This window comes from Nitrospira sp. Ecomares 2.1 (genome assembly GCF_965152585.1).
In genome coordinates this window covers 4,100,187-4,120,518 of record NZ_OZ224219.1, presented here as the reverse complement: position 1 = coordinate 4,120,518, position 20,332 = coordinate 4,100,187, and the positions used below count along the sequence as shown (strand labels likewise).

The 20,332-nt window shown below is 48.2% G+C and carries 15 protein-coding genes; 12 read left to right on the top strand and 3 right to left on the bottom strand.

What is annotated here, in order from left to right; translation table 11 throughout:
- Positions 1–36: 36 nt before the first annotated feature.
- From ACWHYD_RS18210 to ACWHYD_RS18190, 5 genes are all read left to right on the top strand, one after another.
- Positions 37–1,602: a sigma-54-dependent Fis family transcriptional regulator gene (locus ACWHYD_RS18210; protein ID WP_447963431.1), complete on the top strand. Its 1,566-nt coding sequence runs from the start codon at positions 37–39 to the stop codon at positions 1,600–1,602.
- A gap of 1,179 nt (positions 1,603–2,781) precedes the next feature.
- Entirely contained in the window at positions 2,782–3,486 is a 705-nt protein-coding gene (locus tag ACWHYD_RS18205) for a hypothetical protein (protein ID WP_447963430.1), read from the top strand.
- Between the two features lie 5 nt (positions 3,487–3,491).
- Positions 3,492–4,460: a hypothetical protein gene (locus ACWHYD_RS18200; RefSeq protein ID WP_447963429.1), complete on the top strand. Its 969-nt coding sequence runs from the start codon at positions 3,492–3,494 to the stop codon at positions 4,458–4,460.
- A gap of 329 nt (positions 4,461–4,789) precedes the next feature.
- A complete protein-coding gene (locus tag ACWHYD_RS18195; protein ID WP_447963428.1) occupies positions 4,790–5,188 on the top strand; it encodes a hypothetical protein in 399 nt (132 codons plus the stop codon).
- Positions 5,189–5,405: 217 nt separating this feature from the next.
- On the top strand, positions 5,406–8,645 hold the full coding sequence (locus tag ACWHYD_RS18190; RefSeq protein WP_447963427.1) for a two-partner secretion domain-containing protein: 3,240 nt from the start codon (positions 5,406–5,408) through the stop codon (positions 8,643–8,645).
- A 1,099-nt stretch (positions 8,646–9,744) separates the two neighbouring features.
- Here ACWHYD_RS18190 and ACWHYD_RS18185 read toward each other — a convergent pair.
- Positions 9,745–12,066, bottom strand: a complete 2,322-nt coding sequence (locus ACWHYD_RS18185) for a CHAT domain-containing protein (protein WP_447963426.1) — start codon at positions 12,064–12,066, stop codon at positions 9,745–9,747.
- 108 nt (positions 12,067–12,174) lie between these two features.
- Between ACWHYD_RS18185 and ACWHYD_RS18180 the strand changes: the two genes are divergently transcribed.
- The 3 genes from ACWHYD_RS18180 to ACWHYD_RS18170 all read left to right on the top strand — a co-directional run bounded on the left by ACWHYD_RS18180 (position 12,175) and on the right by ACWHYD_RS18170 (position 14,943).
- The gene (locus tag ACWHYD_RS18180; RefSeq protein WP_447963425.1) at positions 12,175–12,336 is read left to right on the top strand and encodes a hypothetical protein; all 162 of its coding nucleotides are present in this window, start codon (positions 12,175–12,177) and stop codon (positions 12,334–12,336) included.
- A gap of 184 nt (positions 12,337–12,520) precedes the next feature.
- Positions 12,521–13,381 (top strand): DUF928 domain-containing protein, encoded by an 861-nt coding sequence (locus tag ACWHYD_RS18175; RefSeq protein ID WP_447963424.1) that lies wholly within the window; start codon positions 12,521–12,523, stop codon positions 13,379–13,381.
- Positions 13,382–14,262: 881 nt separating this feature from the next.
- Positions 14,263–14,943 (top strand): OmpA family protein, encoded by a 681-nt coding sequence (locus tag ACWHYD_RS18170; protein WP_447963423.1) that lies wholly within the window; start codon positions 14,263–14,265, stop codon positions 14,941–14,943.
- Positions 14,944–15,043: 100 nt separating this feature from the next.
- On the opposite strand, the gene ACWHYD_RS18165 is transcribed toward ACWHYD_RS18170, so the two are convergent.
- Together ACWHYD_RS18165 and ACWHYD_RS18160 are read right to left on the bottom strand one after the other, a co-directional pair.
- A complete protein-coding gene (locus tag ACWHYD_RS18165) occupies positions 15,044–16,852 on the bottom strand; it encodes a ShlB/FhaC/HecB family hemolysin secretion/activation protein (protein WP_447963422.1) in 1,809 nt (602 codons plus the stop codon).
- Between the two features lie 215 nt (positions 16,853–17,067).
- The gene (locus tag ACWHYD_RS18160) at positions 17,068–17,481 is read right to left on the bottom strand and encodes a 2Fe-2S iron-sulfur cluster-binding protein (RefSeq protein WP_447963421.1); all 414 of its coding nucleotides are present in this window, start codon (positions 17,479–17,481) and stop codon (positions 17,068–17,070) included.
- Between the two features lie 203 nt (positions 17,482–17,684).
- Here ACWHYD_RS18160 and ACWHYD_RS18155 point away from each other — a divergent pair, with 203 nt between their 5' ends.
- The 4 genes from ACWHYD_RS18155 to ACWHYD_RS18140 all read left to right on the top strand — a co-directional run bounded on the left by ACWHYD_RS18155 (position 17,685) and on the right by ACWHYD_RS18140 (position 20,271).
- Complete coding sequence (locus ACWHYD_RS18155; RefSeq protein WP_447963420.1) at positions 17,685–18,170, top strand: RrF2 family transcriptional regulator; 486 nt, start codon at positions 17,685–17,687, stop codon at positions 18,168–18,170.
- Positions 18,167–19,381, top strand: a complete 1,215-nt coding sequence (locus ACWHYD_RS18150) for an IscS subfamily cysteine desulfurase (RefSeq protein WP_447963419.1) — start codon at positions 18,167–18,169, stop codon at positions 19,379–19,381. The genes ACWHYD_RS18155 and ACWHYD_RS18150 overlap by 4 nt, the downstream gene beginning before the upstream one ends.
- Positions 19,382–19,459: 78 nt before the next feature.
- Complete coding sequence (iscU, locus tag ACWHYD_RS18145) at positions 19,460–19,876, top strand: Fe-S cluster assembly scaffold IscU (protein ID WP_447963418.1); 417 nt, start codon at positions 19,460–19,462, stop codon at positions 19,874–19,876.
- Positions 19,877–19,917: 41 nt separating this feature from the next.
- Positions 19,918–20,271, top strand: coding sequence for a HesB/IscA family protein (locus tag ACWHYD_RS18140; protein ID WP_342347498.1), 354 nt, complete (start codon positions 19,918–19,920; stop codon positions 20,269–20,271).
- Positions 20,272–20,332 lie beyond the last annotated feature (61 nt).

Sequence of the window (20,332 nt, the reverse complement as noted above, 5' to 3'; positions counted from 1 at the left end):
TGGTGTGGAGTCAACGGAATTTTCAGGAACACCGCCATGGCGAGTCGATCCGGAAAACAAGAAATCTCTCACAAGAGCATAGACCTCCCTGAAACATTTCTGCTTCACATTAACCAGGAGCAGGAATTACGAACCTTGTTACAACTCATTGAAAAAGAATCACGCCGGTTACTACAGGCGGAGGGGATCAGTGTGTTTCTGCTGGATCGGAAGGAATGTGAGCTGTGGTTTCCTCTCCCTGTGAATGGACGGCTACTTCGCCTGGATGCTCGCTTAGGAATTGCGGGTGCCTGTATAGCCTCCGGAGAGTTGATTAATGTCAAAGATGTGCAATCGGACTCAAGATTTTTTTCCGGTATCGACGCACAAATGAATCAGCAAACGCAGACCCTGTTGGCGTTGCCGGTTCGGGACAGAACCGGCGACATCATTGGAGTCTTTGAATCCGTGAATAAAAAGGGCAGGGACTTTACGGCCCAAGATGAGAGGGTGGCTCAGGCGTTGGTGGATAGCATCGCCATCCCTCTTCAAAAATTCCATGTCATGGAACAATTGCGGCGGGAACGCGAACGGTTGCAACAGGAAAACGCGCATTTGTGGAAAGAGGTCGAAGGACAGTACTCCACGAAAAAGCTGATGGGAAACAGTCTGCCCATGCAGCGACTGATCAGAGTCATCGATCAGGTCAGAGATAGTTCAGTGGATGTGCTTATTACCGGAGAAAACGGAACCGGGAAAGAATTGGTGGCCAAAGCCATTCATTACAGCAGCCCCCGAGTCCGTCAACCGTTTGTCGCAATCAATTGTGCCGCCCTACCCGAAACCTTAATTGAAAGTGAATTATTCGGCATCAGCAAAGGGACAGCGACCGACGTGGAGGCCAGAATAGGCAAATTTGAACAGGCCAATAAGGGCACGCTGTTTCTGGATGAAATTGGAGATCTGGGCGTAAGCGCCCAAGCCAAAGTATTACGGGTGCTGCAGGAGCGAGCCGTCGAGCCGGTGGGAAAGCGAGAGTCCATTCCCCTCGATATCAGAATTATTGCGGCCACCAATAAAAACTTAGAAGCCGCAATTAAAGCCGGCACGTTTCGAGACGATCTCTACTATCGTCTCAAAGTGGTTCATGTGCATACTCCGGCCTTACGGGAGATTCCGGCAGATATCCCCCTGCTCGTCAATTATTTTCTGGACCTCTACAGCTCGCAGATGGATCGACCCAGGAAAAAACTGTCCGCCAAGGCCATGCAGCGATTCATGGAATATTCCTGGCCGGGAAATATCCGGCAGTTAGAGAATGAAATCAAACGGCTAATGGTCATGGTTCGTGGCACGACGATACACGAGGATGCGCTCGAAGAAGGTATCCGATGCCCTGTTCAAACGACCGGAGACACCATAGATCCGAAAGGCCGGAGCCTCCATCAGGCCGTCGATGAATTGGAGCAACGCATGATCAAGGAGACCTTGTTGGCCTGTCGGTTCAATCAGGTCCAAACGGCCAAACGGTTGGGCTTAAGCCGGCAGGGCCTCATCAAAAAAATCAAACGTCATAACATTCAGGTCAATCACTTGCGGGATGAAGTCTACGAATCCCCCTGATAACCGAATTGCTCTTCGACGGGTTTTCTTAAGATCCCACCCAGTCCCACAAGATTACTCTTCTTTCTTTCTCTAAAAACTCATCAACAACGATAGCCCATTCCCTTGTCTAAAAGGGTGATCTTGGCTCAATGGGGATTGAAGGGTAAGTCTTAGTTCCGCTTCTTCGGAAATGAGGCCAAGGAAAAATTCAGGACAATGTCGTTTTACGGACTTTGTGAAGCAAAAGTCCCCAAAGCCATTCTTCCTCGCTGAATCAATACCATTGTGTATCCAATCAGATACAACGGGTATCTATTCGGATACGCGTCCCACGCTGAACAAGAACTGGTCCCTATCTCTAGCCCTTTTAATCCTCGAGAAAACTCTTATGAATGAGAAGCTTAGTCGAGTTTAGGTGAGAGTGGTGGTAGCTATTGCTGAATGCGGCATTGCAATTGCCTTTATTGCAATAATTATTTGGTTACGTAACAATTCCGCGCAGCATGCCATGAAAATAAGGGAGGTCACAATTTCATAATGGAGTGGTTGGAAAAAAAAGGGGAGCATAGATTCTCTAACAACTGCAATACCATGAATTGATCTACTTTATATTTTTGTAGCGGTATTGCTGATCCGGCATCATAACGAAGTCTTCTTTTCCCCTTCTTCCAATTCAGAGCTGAAAGATATCGGCCTTTCAATATAATCCTGGTCTGTGTAGGCACCATCAAAAACTGAAGCATCAGGGTATGACCTGATTATAAGGTCGAATGATGCAATTAACGCGAGAAGCTAAAAGTGACTTTCTGAGCTGGAGAGAATTATCCGAAATTCCTATGAGGTTCAAGTGGATATACTGACAAATTCATCTTTTAGTCGTGATAAATTTAAGTGCTCAAGGTTGTGTCAAAGCACGTGTGCAACTGGAAATTCCTGGGTACAAAATTCCTGTGATAAAGATATGTGAAGGCTCATTGCTATTGTTGGCCCCTTGCCGTTTAAAAATGCTTTATGCAAGTGGATCTTAGTGACCAGAGGATTGAGTGGGATGGATTATTTGACCCTAACATTAGGGAATAAACCGAACCAACTGATGATCCCTCCAGGGGTTCGTGGTGGGAGCCCACAAAGCGAAAGATGAAAATATTCAACTATCATCTACTAGTGGCAGCTCAGGGGGAGAAGAAAGGAATTTGAATGAAAATTACCCCGGCGTTCAATTTATTATTGTTCATTTTGTTCTTGGGAATGATTCTTACTACTAATGGGTGCGTGAGGGTTCATGTTCACGTAGTCCTTCCTCAAACTTCCAGCATACAGTGTTCTGGCTGTCCATCAACTCCTGATGTGCCCGATTCTCCAGACCAAGGGCCAGACGACGGGCCTGAGAAACTGATATCTCTTAATATTAAAAAGCATCCATCGGTAGAACTGACTGAAGAAGAAGCTATTAAAATTTTAGAGCAGGCGACCAAAGTGGCGATTACGGATGGCCAATGCAATCTCAAACTGGTTCGCAATGGAGAGGGAGAAATTGAGAATTTTACCTGGCCCCAAGAGGGACCCAGAGCAGGCGTAGTTTCAAGTAAGTTTGATTTTGAAGTTATTACCGGATTGCCGGGTGTGAAAGTGATTGAAGATGTCCAATGGTGTAGTAGGCCTGGCCCATGGATAGGTTGTGCTGAACTTCCAGGTGATGCTCTGGTTGTTGAAATGTTGCGGGAGAAAAAAGGAGATAAAAACCCGTTTTATCAAACGTTAGGTATTCTGTGGCTTCACGAACTTGGCCACAATAAAGGTAACTACCATCGATTAAATTCAACGGCGGTCATGCATCCCCAAATTTTCTCAGAACACAGCGCACTAACTTCCACCGAATGCGGGAATTTCAAGCTACCATAGAGGGCATGATGAAACATAAAATCTGGTGCCCTTTAACCACCGAGAGAAAAGAGAGAACCTTAATGAACAAAATAATATTAATAGTAGGCATGCTCTGGGTGATTGGAGGAGGGTTTTACTTCAATCATTTTTCTTTGGCCCAGCAGATAGAAGATGAAAATGCTGTACTTATGCCCGTTGAGCAGTTCGTACACCTAAGCTTTGTTGATAGCTTCCCATTCGAGAAAATCAAACAATATAGCGCTACACCTAAAATCCAAGCTGACACAGTTAAAAGGTTAGCCGAAATGTTGAAGACAGATTGCACCCCGTATTGTACCAATATCCTCACTATGCTGGGCATTATTGGGGGACCGAATTCAGGAGATGCCATTATTACCTTTCTTCAACAGGACAATGAATCTTTATTTGCTAAGGAAAAAGCAGATGCCTTGATGATACTGGGATATTGGATTAACAATGCGGAAGAAACAACGAAAAGGAATCTTGTGAAGATTAAAGCCCAGGGTATGGGCCAAGGTAGGGAAATGGGGAGTGAAAAGGAAAGTGCAGATAGACAAATGCTCGTGGAAGCGAATAACGCACTAATAAACAAGGCGACTGAATTCAGCAATTGTCTGGTATCTGAGATTCAGAATGGCAGGAGTGAGTGTTCAGGAAACCAAAAAACGGAAATAATTTCACCCAGCCAAATGATAATTAGAAAACGAGCAGCCATTACAGGACTTGCCTTAACAGGGTCAAAGCACATCAAGGTGAAAGTAATGGAAAATGGCGAAAATAAAGATATGACAGTGAAAGATTACCTAGAACTTCTCCTCAAAAATACTGAAGTTGGCACTTCATCACGGGCACACATCACTGAGGCGCTCGAAGCCCAAAATGGGATTGCGGCATTGGGGTTAGCTTGCTATTACGAGAAAAGGAGCAGCGAATGTCAGGGAAACATAAAAAGGTTTATTGGCCAAAAATAAATAATGAATAACAGATTCAATTAGTCTAAAAAAATCTGAGGAACCCTGCTTCACCATAGATTCGTAATCAGAATTTGAGAAGTTGAAAGCTTTTATCGGTCAAACTTTCAAGATAGATTTAGGAAGGAAAAGCAATGCTTTCCTTTTATTTCGGAGAGGGCTTATACCTATAAACAAAACTCCAATGGGGTCCTTTGTTTGCAAACTCAAATATCATGAAACCTAGGAAACCAAAGATTGGAAAGGAAAATTCCTTCTGGAATGAACATTCCCTGCCACAGCCTCAAATTTTTTAAATTATTTACTAACACTTATACATGGAGGAAAAAATGAGCATTCCGAGAATTGCCGTTGTCCTCATATTTTTGTTTGGGATATTGACTGGTTGTCATACACCATTAATTGACGTCCACGTTGACGTTCGTAGTGGAGTACAACCTGGGAACGGTCATCCACCGGGACCAGGCCCTGCCTGTCCACCAGGTTGGCCGGCTCACCTATATTATATGTGTCAGGGTGGTACTCCACCTAATAGTGGAGTCCTCGAAAAAATTCATGGTACTGGTGCGGGGAAAATTTATGAAGTTAAGGTCGAGGATAAGGGGCAGATCATAAAGTTGTATTTCTCTGTCCCGCCTGATGACGTTCAAGATGGTCTTCAAGAAAAGGATGAAGTAGTTTTTTCTTTCGACGATCCTGGTACTAGGAAATTACTAAAAGCACAATAATATCTCTATGTGCCGGTTCTATTGATTACAATCCGAAAGGCATGTCCGATGTTCGGTTCTGCATAATTTTCTGAATACCTTTCGGGGGATAGCAGATTGGACCAAGAGTCCACATTTGACATCTTTTTTAAGATGAAAGAGGATGCTTAGGGTTAGAGAGGGCAAATATTAAGCCTTTGGAAAAAGGCAAGGTTATAAAGCCCATTTTAAGGGGCACATGGTTTTTTCAATGCTGGGCATTCATAAACGAATGTTATTACGGTTTTTTGGCACACTCATACCGGTCCTGACGTTGCCATTGACCCTGGCGACCTTCAGCCGGAGTCAAGTGACGACGGCCATTACCTCCGATGGCACAATGGGCACGGCGGTTACTCAGATTGGAAGCCTTCATGATATCACCGGGGGGACCAGGCCGGGTAATGGCCATAATCTATTTCATAGTTTCGGTCAATTTAGTGTGGCAGGAGGGGACATTGCCAATTTTCGCAACAACACTGGACTTCCAACAGAAAATATTCTGAGCCGTGTCACTGGCGGTAATCCCTCGAACATTTTGGGAACGATTCAGACCCAAGGGTTCAGCAACGCCAACCTGTACATCATGAATCCTGCCGGCATCATCTTTGGTCCTGATGCCTCGTTGAACGTAGGCGGGTCGACACATTTCACGACCGCTGATTATTTACGACTTAGTGACGGCATCCAGTTCACCGCGCTTCCCAGCGCTCAAGATGCACTGCTGACTGTGGCGCCCGTCGCGGCCTTTGGATTTCTGGAATCGAACCCTTCTTCAATTGTAGTTGGGGGAAGCTCGTTATCGGTTTCCGAAGGACAAACGTTTTCGCTTAATGGTGGAGAAAACAATATTATTGGCAGTGAACTCAATGCACCAGGAGGAAAGATAGTCTTAACCAGTGTGGCCTCGCCTGGTGAGGTGTTGGCCACTACTTATGACAGTGCACCCAATGTCAATGGGCAATCGTTCACCAGGATGGGCAACATAGCACTGTCGGAAGGCACGACGCTGGATGTGTCCGGCAAGCCGGCAGGGACGGTAGTTATTCGTGGTGGTCAACTTATGGTCGATGGTTCAACCATTTCTGCCAATACCACCGGACCTGCAAGTGGACTTTTAGAGTCTCCAGGAGCCGGAATTGACATAGCGACTACTGGAAACTTTCTTATCGATAATGGGTCTCTCATTGAGGCAAATGTTTTGGAGGGTTCCCTGGCTGGTAAAGACATCTTCTTGAACGCCGGCCAAACTTTGGAAGTAAGGAATAACAGCATGGTTCACACGTATGCGCTTGGTGGATCGGGGAACGCCGGGAATATCGAGGTATATGCGGATAAAGTCCTAATGTCTGATGCCTTTCAACCTTTTGAGAGCGTGACATTTGGTGCTTTTCTCGGGAATTCGACAGGAAATGCCGGGAATATCTCAATGATCGCAAAAGATTTCCAAATGACGGGAGCAGCCATGACGGCTACGACGGTTGGTGGGACGGGGCAAGCGGGGAATATTAATGTCAAGGCAGGCGAGATGTCTCTCAATCGCGCTGTCATTTCGGCGAACAGTGTTGGTTCGAGTGGTAATGCAGGACATGTCCAAATCACAGCGGACAAATTAACCCTTAGGAATTTTACTAATATTGAATCCGCTTCTTTTGGGGGTGCGACGGGTAATGCTGATAGCGTCAATGTAGTGGTCGACGGCCAACTGACAATAGAGGAACGCTCGTCAATAGTTGTGCGATCTGCAAGCACGGCTGCAGACGGTGATCTGACGATTAGAGCGGAAGATATTGTCATCACGGGTATTCGAGACTCGATGTTCCCGTTAGTAGGTCAAGCTGGTGCGGATTTTACGGGTCTTAGAACGACCACGAGCAATGGGAAGGGTGCGGACATGCAAATCACGGCTCGTAATCTTCAGTTGACAGATAAAGCCTTCCTAAACGCGTCCACCGATGGCCCTGGGCCAGCCGGAAATATTTCAATTAATCTTTCAGGCGGGTTAAAGATTGCTGATGGCGGAGAAATCAGAGCCATTACTGAGGGAAGCGGTGCTGCCGGCAAAATCGAGGTGGTCGCCGATTCGGTTGAGCTTTCCGGAAAGATTGCGTTTCCCTTTATTGAAAGGGATGGCACTACGGTTGCTTTAGGTTTTAGTCGAATCTCTGCTCAAACCGATGACACAGGCACTGGCGGAACAATTGGGATCACGGCCCGGGAGATCAACATACTTGATGGAGGTTCTGTGACGTCCAGCTCATTAGGCGAGGGAGACGGGGGGGCTATTCGTTTAAGTGCCGACACGATTTCGATTTCTGGTGAGAATCAAGAAAAGACGGCATTTGGTGTTGATCCGCGTTCGTCCATCACCACTGAAAACGAGGGCCGCATTCCAGGGCCGGAAGCTACAGGCATCGCCGGGAACATTAATATTCAAGCTGGGACCCTGAATCTTGAACAGGGGTTGGTCAGTGCTCGGACAGCAAGTGCGGGAGTAGGGGGAACCATTGAAGTCTCGACGAGCCAACTCTCACTTACCGAAGGGTCCACCATAACTGCGGGGAGCACCTCCACCGGGAATTCCGGGGGTATTAATCTTAAGGCTGATGCCACTGTTTTGATAAGTAATAGTGATGTCACAACCGAGGCTACCGAAAGCGTTGGAGGCAACATTTCCCTTATGGCTAATAACGTTACTCTTGATAACCATGCCATCGTTTCGGCATCAAGCTCAGGGCCGGGTAACGCTGGGAGTATTCAAATTACGGCTAATGATACGATCTATCTCGATAAGGCCACCGTGGCCACGGACGCTCAGATGGCTTCAGGTGGCAACATCACACTCACCGCCAACCAGATGATTCAATTGGTCGACAGTACCATTGCGAGTTCGGTCCAGGGGGAGGAGGCAGACACGACCGGAGGCGATGTCACGTTAGATCCGGATTTCATCATACTTCAGAACAGTGATATTCTGGCCAAGGCTGTGGCCGGTCAGGGGGGCAATATTACGTTAATCGCGAACAAGGCGGTCTTATTGGATGCCCAGAGCACGCTAGATGCCTCCTCCCAAACGGGGATCAGCGGCGCGGTCCGGATTGAATCGCCTATTCAAGTGCTGAGCGGCACGATTGCGCCTCTGCCCGATCAGCCGGTGAACGTGGCCACGCTCTATGCATCCCGCTGTGTGGCGGGAGAGGGGGGCCATTTTAGTACTTTTGTGGATTCCAAGACCGACAGTGTGGCGCCCACGCCCGGCACATTCTTAGCCAGTCCGTTTCTCCCCCAAATGAGTTCATCCCCTGCGGGCGAGTTGGGTCATGCCGACACGCCCTCCGGGGTTTCCGGTAACGACCAAACTTCTCCTATCCGGTTGGCCGCCTATTTTCCGCCCATGCTGTTTGCGCGGGGCGATGGGATGGTTTCTATCTGTCCTTAATCTGTGTTGTGTGATTTCAGACCTCTTCCTTTCTACACGGCATCTCTCACATACGTTTTCCCACACTCCCGCCCCTCTTCCATAAGGGGCGAGGGTAATACGAAGTGTCTTGGTTGAAAGTTAAGTATTATAGTAGTTCTCGATATTGTCCTGCCTGGGTGATCCTATACAGACATGTTCCCGTACAACGTGTCATTCCCAAGAAGTGTGATCGCACAGCCAGTCCAAATGCCGTCAGGCCAGACATTTATTATCAGGCATCCAACTTTTGGCTTGGGCTCATTTCGGATGGATCTACGATGGAATTATGGATTGGGTTTTGAATGGCTGAATGGGAAAATCTACGTTTTTTATTATTTACCCCGGTTAGACAGGAAAAGAACCCATGCAACCGCCAGCCCGATTATGCAGCTTATTGAAGTTCCGAGGACGATGTTTTGGTAAAGCTCGTAAAGTTGCATGATAGAAACCTTTTGCAAATTGGATGGAATTCTCCTCTTTGCTTCCGTTTAATTGATCTTGTTACTTCTTATTTAAAGCAACGATGGTGCCGTGTGGAGAGAATTTCAGTTGAGAGAATTTCATGTTTAAAAACAATAGCTTGCAAGACCGAAATCCCAAAAAATGGGGGGATCTTGTTCAAGTGTGTCTGTCTAAGTGGTCACGACGTTGTCACCATGTCAACGGCTGTTCTCCTTGCCGCTGAATGAGCTAACCGTTAGGCCTGACGGGTTTTGGAGGTTTTTGTCAGGAGGGGGAAGCACGGTGATGTCTCACTTCTATCCGTCTTAGCAGGACCCCAAAATACCTGTTCTGTCGACTTGGGTATGTAACATCTCTTTTAGGACTGTTTCGTATGGATACCCGCTTACAACTGGGGGGATGACAAGCAGAGAAAACCGGCCGGAATGACCGGGAAGGGGATCAAGGTACTAAAAAAGACAGGAGCGGAAGATCGATCAATTAATTAAAGAGGGCAGGACCCGGATTTGGCTCGTGTGGTCTGGTCGTGACAGCATGATTTATAGAGGAGGCGTCCTTCGATACAAAGCCAAAAATCGCCGGGCCACTCCGTGTGATCAGTCTGGGAAATACACGATTAGAGCCAGTTGTTGATCAGGAGGAACGGTGCCCAATAGCCGGGATGTCGATAGATAGGATGGTCGAGCAGGGCTACTTGGGCTTCCCGAAGGGCCTGGGCTTTGGAGAGTGATGTTTCTTTGAGCCGCAGGTAGAATTGATTGACCAGATTGGAGGAGGCCTGGTCATTGATGAACCATAAGGTGGCCAAAGCGCTTCGAGCTCCCGCTTTCACGGCTACTCCGGCCAAACCCAGGGCGGAACGATCGTCTCCCGTTGCTGTTTCACAGGCGCTCAAGGTTAACAGATCCAGGGGGATTTGTCGGAATTGAAAGAGTCCGATGAGTTCTCTGAGTCGATCCATGGTGAGTTTGTTGTCATAGGTGAGCACGAACGAATTCTTGGCCTCATTTTCAAATTTTCCATGTGAGGCGATATGAATAATAGTAAAGTTTTCTTCTTTCATGTCCTGTTCAAGATTGGGAATGCGGAATTTTTCGTTCAGGAGAGTCTTCCCGCCAAAGAGGTCTTGAAGTTCCCTGACCTCCTGTTGCGTATTCGGAAGCGGTGAAAATCCCTGCACGCCTTCGGATAGTCCAACCGACAAGAGATTGATCTGCTCCCGGTCCAGGGGATGGGCATCGGTGAGCGTCAGTCCTGGCGTGATTGCCAGGGCATACGTTTGGATGAGGAACTTTTCTCCGTCATGGAGAGACCCCATGGGTATGGTTCGCAATGATCCATCCGGAACGAAGACGAGTGTCTGGATCCCGAATTCATTCAGGGAAGGTTCAAGCGGTCGGATGATCAGGTCATAGAGAGATTGCGCATGAGGCAGATATTGATGGGTGGTGCGTTTTTCCAATAGGGTCCGGAACAGGTGAATTTTTTTGGTCAGGTCACGTTCCTGAACAGGAACGGTGATCTTTTTCATCGTTCCTCCAAGGCTCATCAGCAGGACCATCCGGTCAGGAAAAAGAATCGGATAAATGATCGCCGTGGAGGCGGATACTTTATCTATGGCTTGAATTCTTCCCCTATTCGCTTCCACGCAATCGTCTTTGAAGTAATCCTGTAATTCTGCGGCCTTCAACGCTTCTATGGTATCCCGGGTTTTGAACAGGAGTCCTTCCTTTCTTGGGTCATTTGTTACCTCGTCCGCCCGTTGGAGTAGCAGATCAGCGGTCTCAAAAAACAAGGCTCCCAGAGATTCTCGAAACGATGCCGGGTTTTGGGGAAGCCCGACTGCTAGTTGCTGACGAATGGGTTGGAGCGTATCGATCGCCCGTTGGTAGGCTGAAATGGCCTCGTCCGTCCGACCCAGATTTTTGAGGTGACGGCCCATGTTCCATTCCCAGCGATAGAGGGCTTCCGGGGCTTGGCCCTTTTGACTCGTCCGAATTGCCAATTGAGTGAGTTGAAGGGCTTCCTCATGGCGGCCCCCTTCTTCGTACAATTCTCCTGAAAATCCCCATCCATAAGATTCATTTTTCCAGTCTCCAATTTCCTTTGCGCTACGTATGGCTTCCCGAAAGGACTCAGCGGCTTGCGTGAATACCGGTGCATGTTCCGCTGAGACCTGGGTACTGAGGTCTCTCAATCCCATTCCGATGGTGAGCAGGTTTTGAATCTTTTCATGGGAGTCCGGAAGCTGGCGTGTTTTCTCCAATGCCAGTTGCAGGTGGATTTTTCCATTTTGTGTGGACTGCTGCCGGATTTCCACCAGGGCCGCATTAATCATGGCTCGAATTGAGAGAGGTTGCAAATCGAGGGAGTCGGCGAGAATGCTCGATTCTGTATAAGCTGCAAGGGCTTCAGTGTCGCTCTGGCGAACCGCATGGGCATTGCCCAGATCATTGAGGATGGCAGCCATGAGCGGTCGATCCTCAATTTCCCTGGAGATCTTCAGACCTTGTTGCAGGATTTCGAGCGCGGAATCTGATTCTCCTACATTAAGGTGCACGATGCCCAATTGGCTGAGCGCCTGGGCCATCAGGCGGGGCTGGGTGTTTTCCTGTGCTGTTTGGATGGCGGTGCGAAGGAGTTGTTGCGCCCTTTGGTATTGGCCCATATCGAGAAAAGCTCTTGAGAGATAAATGAGCGCTTGAATCTGATTGGGATGATCTCCGGAATTTTCATAGACCTGAGCGGCTTGAGTCCAGGACCGGGTGGCCTGTTCAAGCTGTCCTTGCTGGTAATGCCGGCTTCCATCCTCCATCAGGGTTTGAGGGGATATTTCCTCTCCACTGGAGTTGGTGAACCCTAATCCACCTGACCCCAGGATGAGAATGAAAACCAGAGGACCATAATCAAGACGTTTGAGGAACCCGCATTTGAGCAACGTTGCAGTCCCTTCTTTCGAAACGATCCTTTTACGGAATCTATTCTAGGAACTCCCTTCAATAAGGTCAAAGCGAGGGATTGTGATAGGGAGGGTTTTGGGGTTCCAGTGGATCGGGTGGAGAACGGGGATTTTTACCATGCACGTCTTCTGTCGCTGGCTTGGAAGGGTGATCCATCTGCGCTTGAAATTGTTCTCAAAGTGGACACACAATACATCATGTGTACAGGTGAGGTGTTTGCCGCATTGAAGGAGAAAGTCCAGGTGTGAGAGGTTTGCCATTAAATCTTTTGCAATAGCATTGGGTTCGAAACGATTGTCGCCATGTGAAGGAAATTTGGCTCATGGAACGAAGCTTGCTTTATGTAATTATTAATGAGCGTGAGTAGATCTGAAAATGTCTCACGTGTAAATGTTCCGGAAAGACGGTCCGGGCGAAGAGAGGAGGACCATCATGAGCCAGATGATGACGCGAAGCAGGGGTGTGGGTGTCATAGGCGTGATCCTTGGTCTTAGTGTTCAAGTAGTGGGAGGAGCGGAACTAACTGGTCAGGCAAATCGCCAACAAATGAGGGATGTTGCGACTGTAGCCATTGAACCAAGGAAAAATCACGCGGCGGTTTTTCTGGAGGAGACATTTCCTATTGTCGACCGGCGGTTTGTACAGGTTGCAGATGATAAGCAGCGGGTTTCATCTGGTAAGGAGGCATTGTACCAGCCCCCACAACGAGGGGCTCCAGGAGGACGGGTCGGTGGAGGGACCAGAGGTCCTTCGGCTGATCTTCCATTAATGTGGGCCTTGGTTCCTGACCACGTGGGATTGTCTGCCGAGGTGCAACCACGATTGGTCTGGTATCTATCAAAGAAGACGACCTACCCTTTGGAATTGACCATCATAGAGGCGACGGGAGTGAATCCGATAATTGAGAAAGGGATTTCCTCACCGACTGAGCCCGGGATTCAGATCATCCGGTTAGCAGACTATGACCTGAGGCTGGAAAAAGGAAAAACCTATCAATGGTCTGTGGCTCTGATCTCCGATCCCGAACACCGATCAAGAGATCTGATTGTCGGAGGGATGATCCAGGTAGGAGATGTCCCGGTCTCTCTGGGTGAGAATATGAGGAACGCCAATCCCGTTGAAGCGACGAGGTTATGGGGGCAAGCGGGGTTTTGGTATGACGCCATAGGCGTGATTTCCACCCAGATTCAGTCTAATCCTTCAGATCCCGAGATGCATAATGTGCGAGCGTCCTTGCTCGAAGAGGTGGATTTGGACATGCCGGCGCAGGTGGATCGCCAGCATGGATTATGACTGCGGCTTTTTGACAGTGGGAATTGGAGGTTTGTATGGGCAAGCCCACGAAGGTCTTGTCTCGGCGGGTGTTGACAGGACCAGAAATTTCCTTCAGTCCGTGATGCCCGTGAGTTATTGAGCCGGCTTCTTCCGTTCTAGGGGAGCCGGCTCCCTTCCCCCTTCATCGTACCCGCAGTTATGGAACCTGTCCCTGCCGTTGTGGCGGGGACAGGTTTTCATTTTTTGGAATGTTGAGAAATGTCGCCAGCGGTGTTTTCGCCTCTTGGCAGTGCTCACGTACTTTTCCATACCCTCCGCGCGTCCAAGTGCCTGCGGCCTTCCCTTCGCGAAGCCTCAGGACAGGACTGGACGCGCATTTTTGAATAGTCCATTATTTACTCCCTGTGAGCCTAAACCACCAATTCAATTGTGAATAAGCGGGGCAAAAACTTGAAATATTCAACAGCCCATTTTTTAGAGGACTTGAACGTCTTCATCGACACCGTTCTTCCGGTAAGCTGCTTTCCGGTGCATCGAACGGTTGCTTCTGCGAGATACCAAAATCCCTTGTACTCCGCTCTTCCTGGGCGCTGACAGGCTCACCTGTAGATTCCGTTCCTCGTCATCGCATTCTGATTGACAATTTTTTCCTTAATCCTCGCATCAGATTCATCACTTCGTTTCAGCCATGTATGTCTCCTGGTACTTGGTAGGAATGGCGATACTCCGTTTTCTTATATGAATTAAGTCTCATTTTGTCGAGCCGATATTGACTCCAAAGGGGTGTGGCCAAAACCATACCAACCCTGAGGCGTTTTCGTGTTTAGCTTTCAAATGGGCCCTCTTTCCTTTTCACTGGCATGTTTCTCCTCCATCTGAATAGATTCCACAAGTTTTTAATGGCATGGGCCCTTCTGTGCGGGGCGATAGGGACTATTCAGGAATCCTTCGCGAATCCCCTGGATATTTTTCCTCCCTATTCGAATTTTCAGGAAGAGGCGGGGGAAGAAATTCATGATACGTTAATTGTCTCCATACCGGTGACGTCTTTCGGGAAGGGTAGGGGTTCGGAGCCTTTTGTTGAAGACATGTACCAGGACCCTGTCTTTGCAGACGTCTACTTTGATGACGTCCGGTCTTCCATCCAGGGTGGTATCGAGGGTTTCCTCCACGAAACGGTAGCGCTTCTTAAACAGGAAGATCAGTGGGGAGTACGAATTGAAGGACATTGTGATTCGCGAGGCACGTCTGCCTATAACCTGGCCAGGGCCGACTATCATCTGAGATTTCTTGCCGGGTTTTTGGAACAGTTGGGGATTCCCTCCCGGCGAATTCATCCGGTAAATTTTGGTCAAACTCCTTTTTCCTGTCAGAGCGGGAGTGAATGGTGTCAGGAGGATAACCTTCGCGCGGAACGAATTTTTTCTATCCTGGCCGTTGACCGTTTTCAACGGGGATGTCTGGCGCGATTACGTTTTGTGGCTGGAAAGGATTCGGATCGAGCAACTGGATATTTGAAGCGCCCCCGTTATTTGCAACGCATTCAACTGGCCTCCCCTCAGTTCACGTCTCTCCCCTGAAGGTGTCTCAACCTTCCCCTTCCTCCCCATTGTAAAAACAAGGTATTTTGCGTTTCCGCAAAAATCGGCTGCTTTGTGAAGGCATCTCCATTCGGGAAGGTTATAGAATATCCAGGATAAATTCCCAATGAACTCCCTGATCCTGAGCGCCTCCATCGGGAGGATCCTCCACGTGATTTAACTGCTGACCCCAATACAGACTGGCATGCGCCCGGTTGAAGAAGGACATGCGGATTCCCGCGCCAATACTGGCCAGCGTCTGTGGATCGGGGGTGTCGCGTTTGGCATCCCATGAACGACCCACATCGATGAAGGGAGCCAGAGCCACCGCCACCTTTGGACCAAAAAAGTTTGAAAACATCGGGATTCGTGACTCCACGTTGAACAGAAACGCATTATCCCGCACCAGATAATTTTCCCAGTACCCACGGACGCTGTACCGGCCGCCGACGGCAAACTGTTCCAGGGCGAATAAGCTGTCGTTGGCAATCTGTAAGGTCAGGCCGCCGAGAAATTCGATGCCGAGAGGATCGACGCGTCGAACATATTGGGCCTGGCCTAACCAGACAAAAAATTCCCCGTCCGGGTCATCCGAGGTTTGTTTATTGTTGGTGGCATCCAGTACGTTCAATCCCACACTAAATCGGGATCGAATCGCGAGGACCTGATTGGACTCGCGGTGAATCCATTCCTGCCCGAACCGGAGTGCTGACACGATAGCCTTGCCGTTATCGGTCGCGCCGCGCTGAAAGGAAAACCCCGTTCCACCGAGGAAACTTTGATTCTCCAAATGTTCTCCGACGAGAGAAAGGGCAATTTCGTCATTGAGTGTGCGATAGATGGGCTGACGTAAAGCGATTTTATAAATTTGGGATTTGGTCCTGATATCCAGATCATCGAATGGTTTTGTGACGACGTTAAAATCATTGAATCGGAAATTCAGTTCGAGGGTAGTATCCCGTGCGGTGAGCGGGATGATGTAGTTGGCTTCAATGAGAGGCTGCAATCCTTTGGATTGGCCGTAGGTAAAGTGAAAGGCATCGCCCAGCCCGAACGGGTTCTGCACAGCGATATTTCCGAGACCACGCGACTCGCCAACCGTAGGTGACTGAAAGTTGTTGAATTCAACCCATGCCCTGAATGGTGAAGCTTCCTCTACCTGCACATGAAGGACCCCTTCGCCGGGTTTCAGGCCGGGTTTTAACTCCGTGTTCAACCGTTCCGTGCGCGGGTCTTGAAGAAGGAGCTGGAGTTTTTCCTTCAAGGGGTTGATATTGAGCGGTGGTCCGCTGCTCAGGGCAATCCGGTCTTCAAAATAAAACGGTAGAAAATATTTGGTGCCTTCGATTTGGATATCCGTCAGTTTTCCCTCAATTATCTGAATCGTGACGACTCCATCCTGTAGGGTCTGATCCGGGATCACTGCTCCGGAGTTCACATATCCTTTATTGACATAGAGCAGGGTTAAAGCCCGGCGCAGTTCTTCCAGATCATTGGTGGACAACTCACGGTTTTCGAATGGGGCTGTGACCTTGGCTAGCTCTTCCTCTGAAAAGACGGTACTTCCCTTAACTTGAATTTTCCGAACCATGACCCGAATCTGGGGAGGGGCCCCTTCCAATTCAGGTATGGTTTCCACCGGAGGCAGTGTAATATCGGGAGCAGGTTTTGGGGGTAGGGGTTCCGTTTTTTTTTCGAGCGGCGGGGGTTGACCGAATCGTCCCGTAGGATCAAACCCGGGCCGGACCTGTGCCAAGAGTTGATCTTCTTGGCCGACTCCCGGAAAATATTGTAGGGATAGGATGAGGAGGACGAGAAGTCCCTTCCCGATGTCTGCCGCCCGGAAAATCCGTTTGACGGATGAATAGGAGAGGGGACCTGAACCAAACAACGCATTCCTCGCCGCCATGAATGGCATTCAGTAGAAGAGGTTGTCTGCTCTAGGGATGTTGTTATACAGGAAAGAGTCAATAATTACTAGGGAACCATCTGATGATCGATGAAGGCTGGTTCTCGTCGCTATTGAGGGTGGCCCCCCTTATTCAAAGAAGTTCTAATGGGATAGAGTGAGTGGAAGAAAACCTACTCCATCAACCTCTGTTTCGTGTAAGCAATCCGGTTTGGTTAGTGACTTTCTTTTACGAGATTTTTGTTCCATTCCGGGATTTCGATGATGAGATCTTTTTCCCCATTCGGTACGCACTGGCATCCGAGTCTTGATTGCAGGGTGAGCCCTGGAGCTTCATCTAATTGGTCATTTTCGTCATCAGTGGCCTCGTTACAGGTGTCGAGCCCTTGTTTCACAATGATATGACAGGTTGAGCAGGCACAGACTCCGCCGCATGCATGTTCCACATCGATGCCATTTCCCAGCGCAATATCTAAGATGCTCCCAGGTAATCCTGTCTCTCCATAAGGGAACTTCTCCGGGTCAACCTCAATTTCAATAGGCTTTTCTGGTGTGATAAAGGTAAGTTTAAATGGTTTTTTTGCAACCGCCGTTTCACTTCTCTCAATATATGGATTACTGCCTCCCATTAAATTCTCCTTATAAATCAATATGTTAAAAGTTGAATTTCAAAAAATTTCACGTTGGGTCATTTTTTGTCCTTACTAATCCGACTAAATGGATCTCCGACCATTTTAGTCTTGACTGACCAAAGAGGTCAATGCTATGTTAAGTCCGATCATATAAGTCGGTATTATGGCTAATTGAAATTTACCAATATTAATACTTAATTATGCTGAAGCTTTCGAAAAAAGCAGATTATGCCCTGATGGCTCTTCAATATATGGCCATGGTCCGATCTGGGGAAACCAGTCCTTTTAATCCTAATAGGATAGTCAATACCAAAGAAATTGCTGAGGAGCATCATATCCCATTGGAACTGTTAGCCAAAGTGCTTCAGACCCTGGCCAAATATGACATGGTGGAAAGTCAAAATGGACCCAAGGGAGGCTATCTCTTGGCCCGTGAGCCACGGGAGATTTCTATTGCCCAGGTGCTGGAAGCGATTGAAGGGCCACTTGGGATTGCCGATTGTTACCATGAAAAAGATGAACATGCTCCCTGTGAACAAATAGAGCATTGCAATATCCGGACACCTCTGTTGCGCGTACAAGAAAGCATTTTTCATTTACTCAATAGCATGTCTATTGAAGATATGATGGCCGAGCCCCCCTTAATCATTGTGGAATCTCGTAAAACAAAAGGAGTTCAATTATGAAGTTGCCTATATATTTGGATAATCATTCAACGACCCCCTGCGATCCTCGGGTGCTTGAAGCGATGCTCCCCTACTTCACCGAGAAATTCGGGAATGCGGCCAGCCGGAATCACAGTTTCGGTTGGGAAGCGGAAGAGGCTGTGGAAGTGGCCAGAAAGCAGATTGCGCATCTTATTCACGCCGATGCCAAAGAACTTATCTTTACCAGTGGAGCAACGGAATCGGATAATCTGGCCTTACAGGGCGTAGTCGAAATGTACCGGGAAAAAGGGAATCATATTATTACAGGTTCGACGGAACACCGGGCGGTGATTGATACGGCGAAATATCTGGAAAAGAAGGGCGTCAAGGTCACTTTCCTCCCTGTTGATAAAGCAGGCATGGTGAGCCCGGATGACGTACGTAATGCCATTACCGATCAGACGATTTTAATATCGATTATGATGGCCAACAATGAGATCGGTACGATCAATCCTGTGGCGGCAATCGGAAAAGTTGCTAAAGAAAAAGGCGTCCTCTTCCACTGTGATGCAACGCAAGGAGTGGGAAAAATTCCTGTGAATGTTCAGGAAATGGGAATTGATCTGATGTCCTTTACCGCCCATAAGATTTATGGCCCCAAGGGCGTAGGAGCCTTATATGTCAGACGTAAGGCGCCAAGAGTGAGGTTGGAGGCGATGATGTATGGCGGGGGGCATGAGCGGGGTATGCGATCGGGAACCTTGCCTGTGCCGCTCATAATTGGATTTGGAAAAGCCTGCGAACTATGCGAGCAGGAGATGTCTTCGGAGTCTGTTCGTATGGCCAAGATGCGTGATCGCCTTCAAGAAGGCATTATGAGTAAGATGGATGAGGTCTATTTAAACGGGCACCCGACGGAACGGTTGCCGAATAATCTCAATATTAGTTTTGCGTATGTGGAAGGAGAGGCGTTGCTCATGGGGGTCAAAGAAATTGCGCTGTCTTCCGGTTCGGCTTGTACTTCGGCTACGCTTGAGCCGTCCTACGTGTTGCGTGCCCTAGGAGTTGGATCGGATTTGGCTCATTCATCGATCCGCTTTGGGCTCGGTCGGTTTAATACCGATGAGGAGGTGGAATACACCATTGATCGAATGATTAAGGCTGTGACGCACCTTCGAGAAATGTCCCCGCTTTATGAGATGGCCAAGGAAGGGGTGGATTTGAAAAGTGTTCAATGGGCAGCTCATTAATTGCTACAATTGAAAAAATAGTCAAAAGAGTTTTAAAAAATACCATGTCATACCATACAACAAAGGGAGGGATAGTCCATGGCCTATAGTGAAAAAGTCATTGATCATTACAACAATCCCCGTAATGTGGGAAGTTTTCAAAAAGATGCCGATGATGTCGGAACAGGGGTTGTCGGAGCCCCGGAATGCGGCGATGTGATGAAACTTCAAATTAAAGTCGAAAACGACACCATTGTGGATGCCAAGTTCAAGACGTTTGGCTGTGGTTCGGCCATTGCCAGTTCCAGTTTGGCGACCGAATGGCTCAAAGGGAAAACCCTAGAAGATGCTCAAAAGATTAAAAATACGGATATTGTTCATGAATTAAATCTTCCACCCGTCAAAATCCATTGTTCCGTGTTGGCTGAAGATGCCATTAAAGCGGCCTTGGGGGATTATCAGAAAAAAGCTGGAGAGAAAAAACCCAAGCCGGAAGCAGCCACTACTTCATCCTAGCTTTGGGAACTGTTTACGATTTGTTGTAGGGAGAATTGGTGATGGAAACAAAAACTACGGAAAGCAATTCAACGGTTGCCATGACCGATGAGGCGTTGAAAGAGGTCAAACGGTTATTGGACCTTCAGGGAATTACTGAAGGAGGGCTTCGGTTGGGAGTGAAGGGTGGCGGTTGTTCAGGATTGAGTTATACCGTCAACTTCGATGACAAGATCGGGGAGTTTGATACCGTTACCGAGGTGGATGGCGTGAAAGTGATCGTCGATGCAAAAAGCGCCATTTATCTTCAAGGCATGACCCTGGATTATCAAAAGGACATGGTGAGTGGAGCCTTTAAATTTATTAATCCCAATGCCACCAAAACCTGTGGGTGCGGAGAGTCGTTTTCAGCGTAAGATCAATTTCATTCAACCACATAGTGACGTAACCACTCGGGCATGGGGCTGTTCCCCGTGC

What these genes read in the sequence shown, in the direction of transcription:
- ACWHYD_RS18205 (WP_447963430.1), top strand. Translation starts at nt 2,782, where the DNA reads ATGAAAATTACCCCGGCGTTCAATTTATTATTGTTCATTTTGTTCTTG.
- ACWHYD_RS18210 (WP_447963431.1), top strand. Translation starts at nt 37, where the DNA reads ATGGCGAGTCGATCCGGAAAACAAGAAATCTCTCACAAGAGCATAGAC.
- ACWHYD_RS18155 (WP_447963420.1), top strand. Translation starts at nt 17,685, where the DNA reads ATGCTGAAGCTTTCGAAAAAAGCAGATTATGCCCTGATGGCTCTTCAA.
- ACWHYD_RS18175 (WP_447963424.1), top strand. Translation starts at nt 12,521, where the DNA reads ATGAGCCAGATGATGACGCGAAGCAGGGGTGTGGGTGTCATAGGCGTG.
- ACWHYD_RS18165 (WP_447963422.1), bottom strand. Translation starts at nt 16,852, where the DNA reads ATGGCGGCGAGGAATGCGTTGTTTGGTTCAGGTCCCCTCTCCTATTCA.
- ACWHYD_RS18200 (WP_447963429.1), top strand. Translation starts at nt 3,492, where the DNA reads ATGATGAAACATAAAATCTGGTGCCCTTTAACCACCGAGAGAAAAGAG.
- ACWHYD_RS18195 (WP_447963428.1), top strand. Translation starts at nt 4,790, where the DNA reads ATGAGCATTCCGAGAATTGCCGTTGTCCTCATATTTTTGTTTGGGATA.
- ACWHYD_RS18140 (WP_342347498.1), top strand. Translation starts at nt 19,918, where the DNA reads ATGGAAACAAAAACTACGGAAAGCAATTCAACGGTTGCCATGACCGAT.
- ACWHYD_RS18170 (WP_447963423.1), top strand. Translation starts at nt 14,263, where the DNA reads ATGGCATGGGCCCTTCTGTGCGGGGCGATAGGGACTATTCAGGAATCC.
- ACWHYD_RS18190 (WP_447963427.1), top strand. Translation starts at nt 5,406, where the DNA reads ATGGTTTTTTCAATGCTGGGCATTCATAAACGAATGTTATTACGGTTT.
- iscU (WP_447963418.1), top strand. Translation starts at nt 19,460, where the DNA reads ATGGCCTATAGTGAAAAAGTCATTGATCATTACAACAATCCCCGTAAT.
- ACWHYD_RS18150 (WP_447963419.1), top strand. Translation starts at nt 18,167, where the DNA reads ATGAAGTTGCCTATATATTTGGATAATCATTCAACGACCCCCTGCGAT.
- ACWHYD_RS18160 (WP_447963421.1), bottom strand. Translation starts at nt 17,481, where the DNA reads ATGGGAGGCAGTAATCCATATATTGAGAGAAGTGAAACGGCGGTTGCA.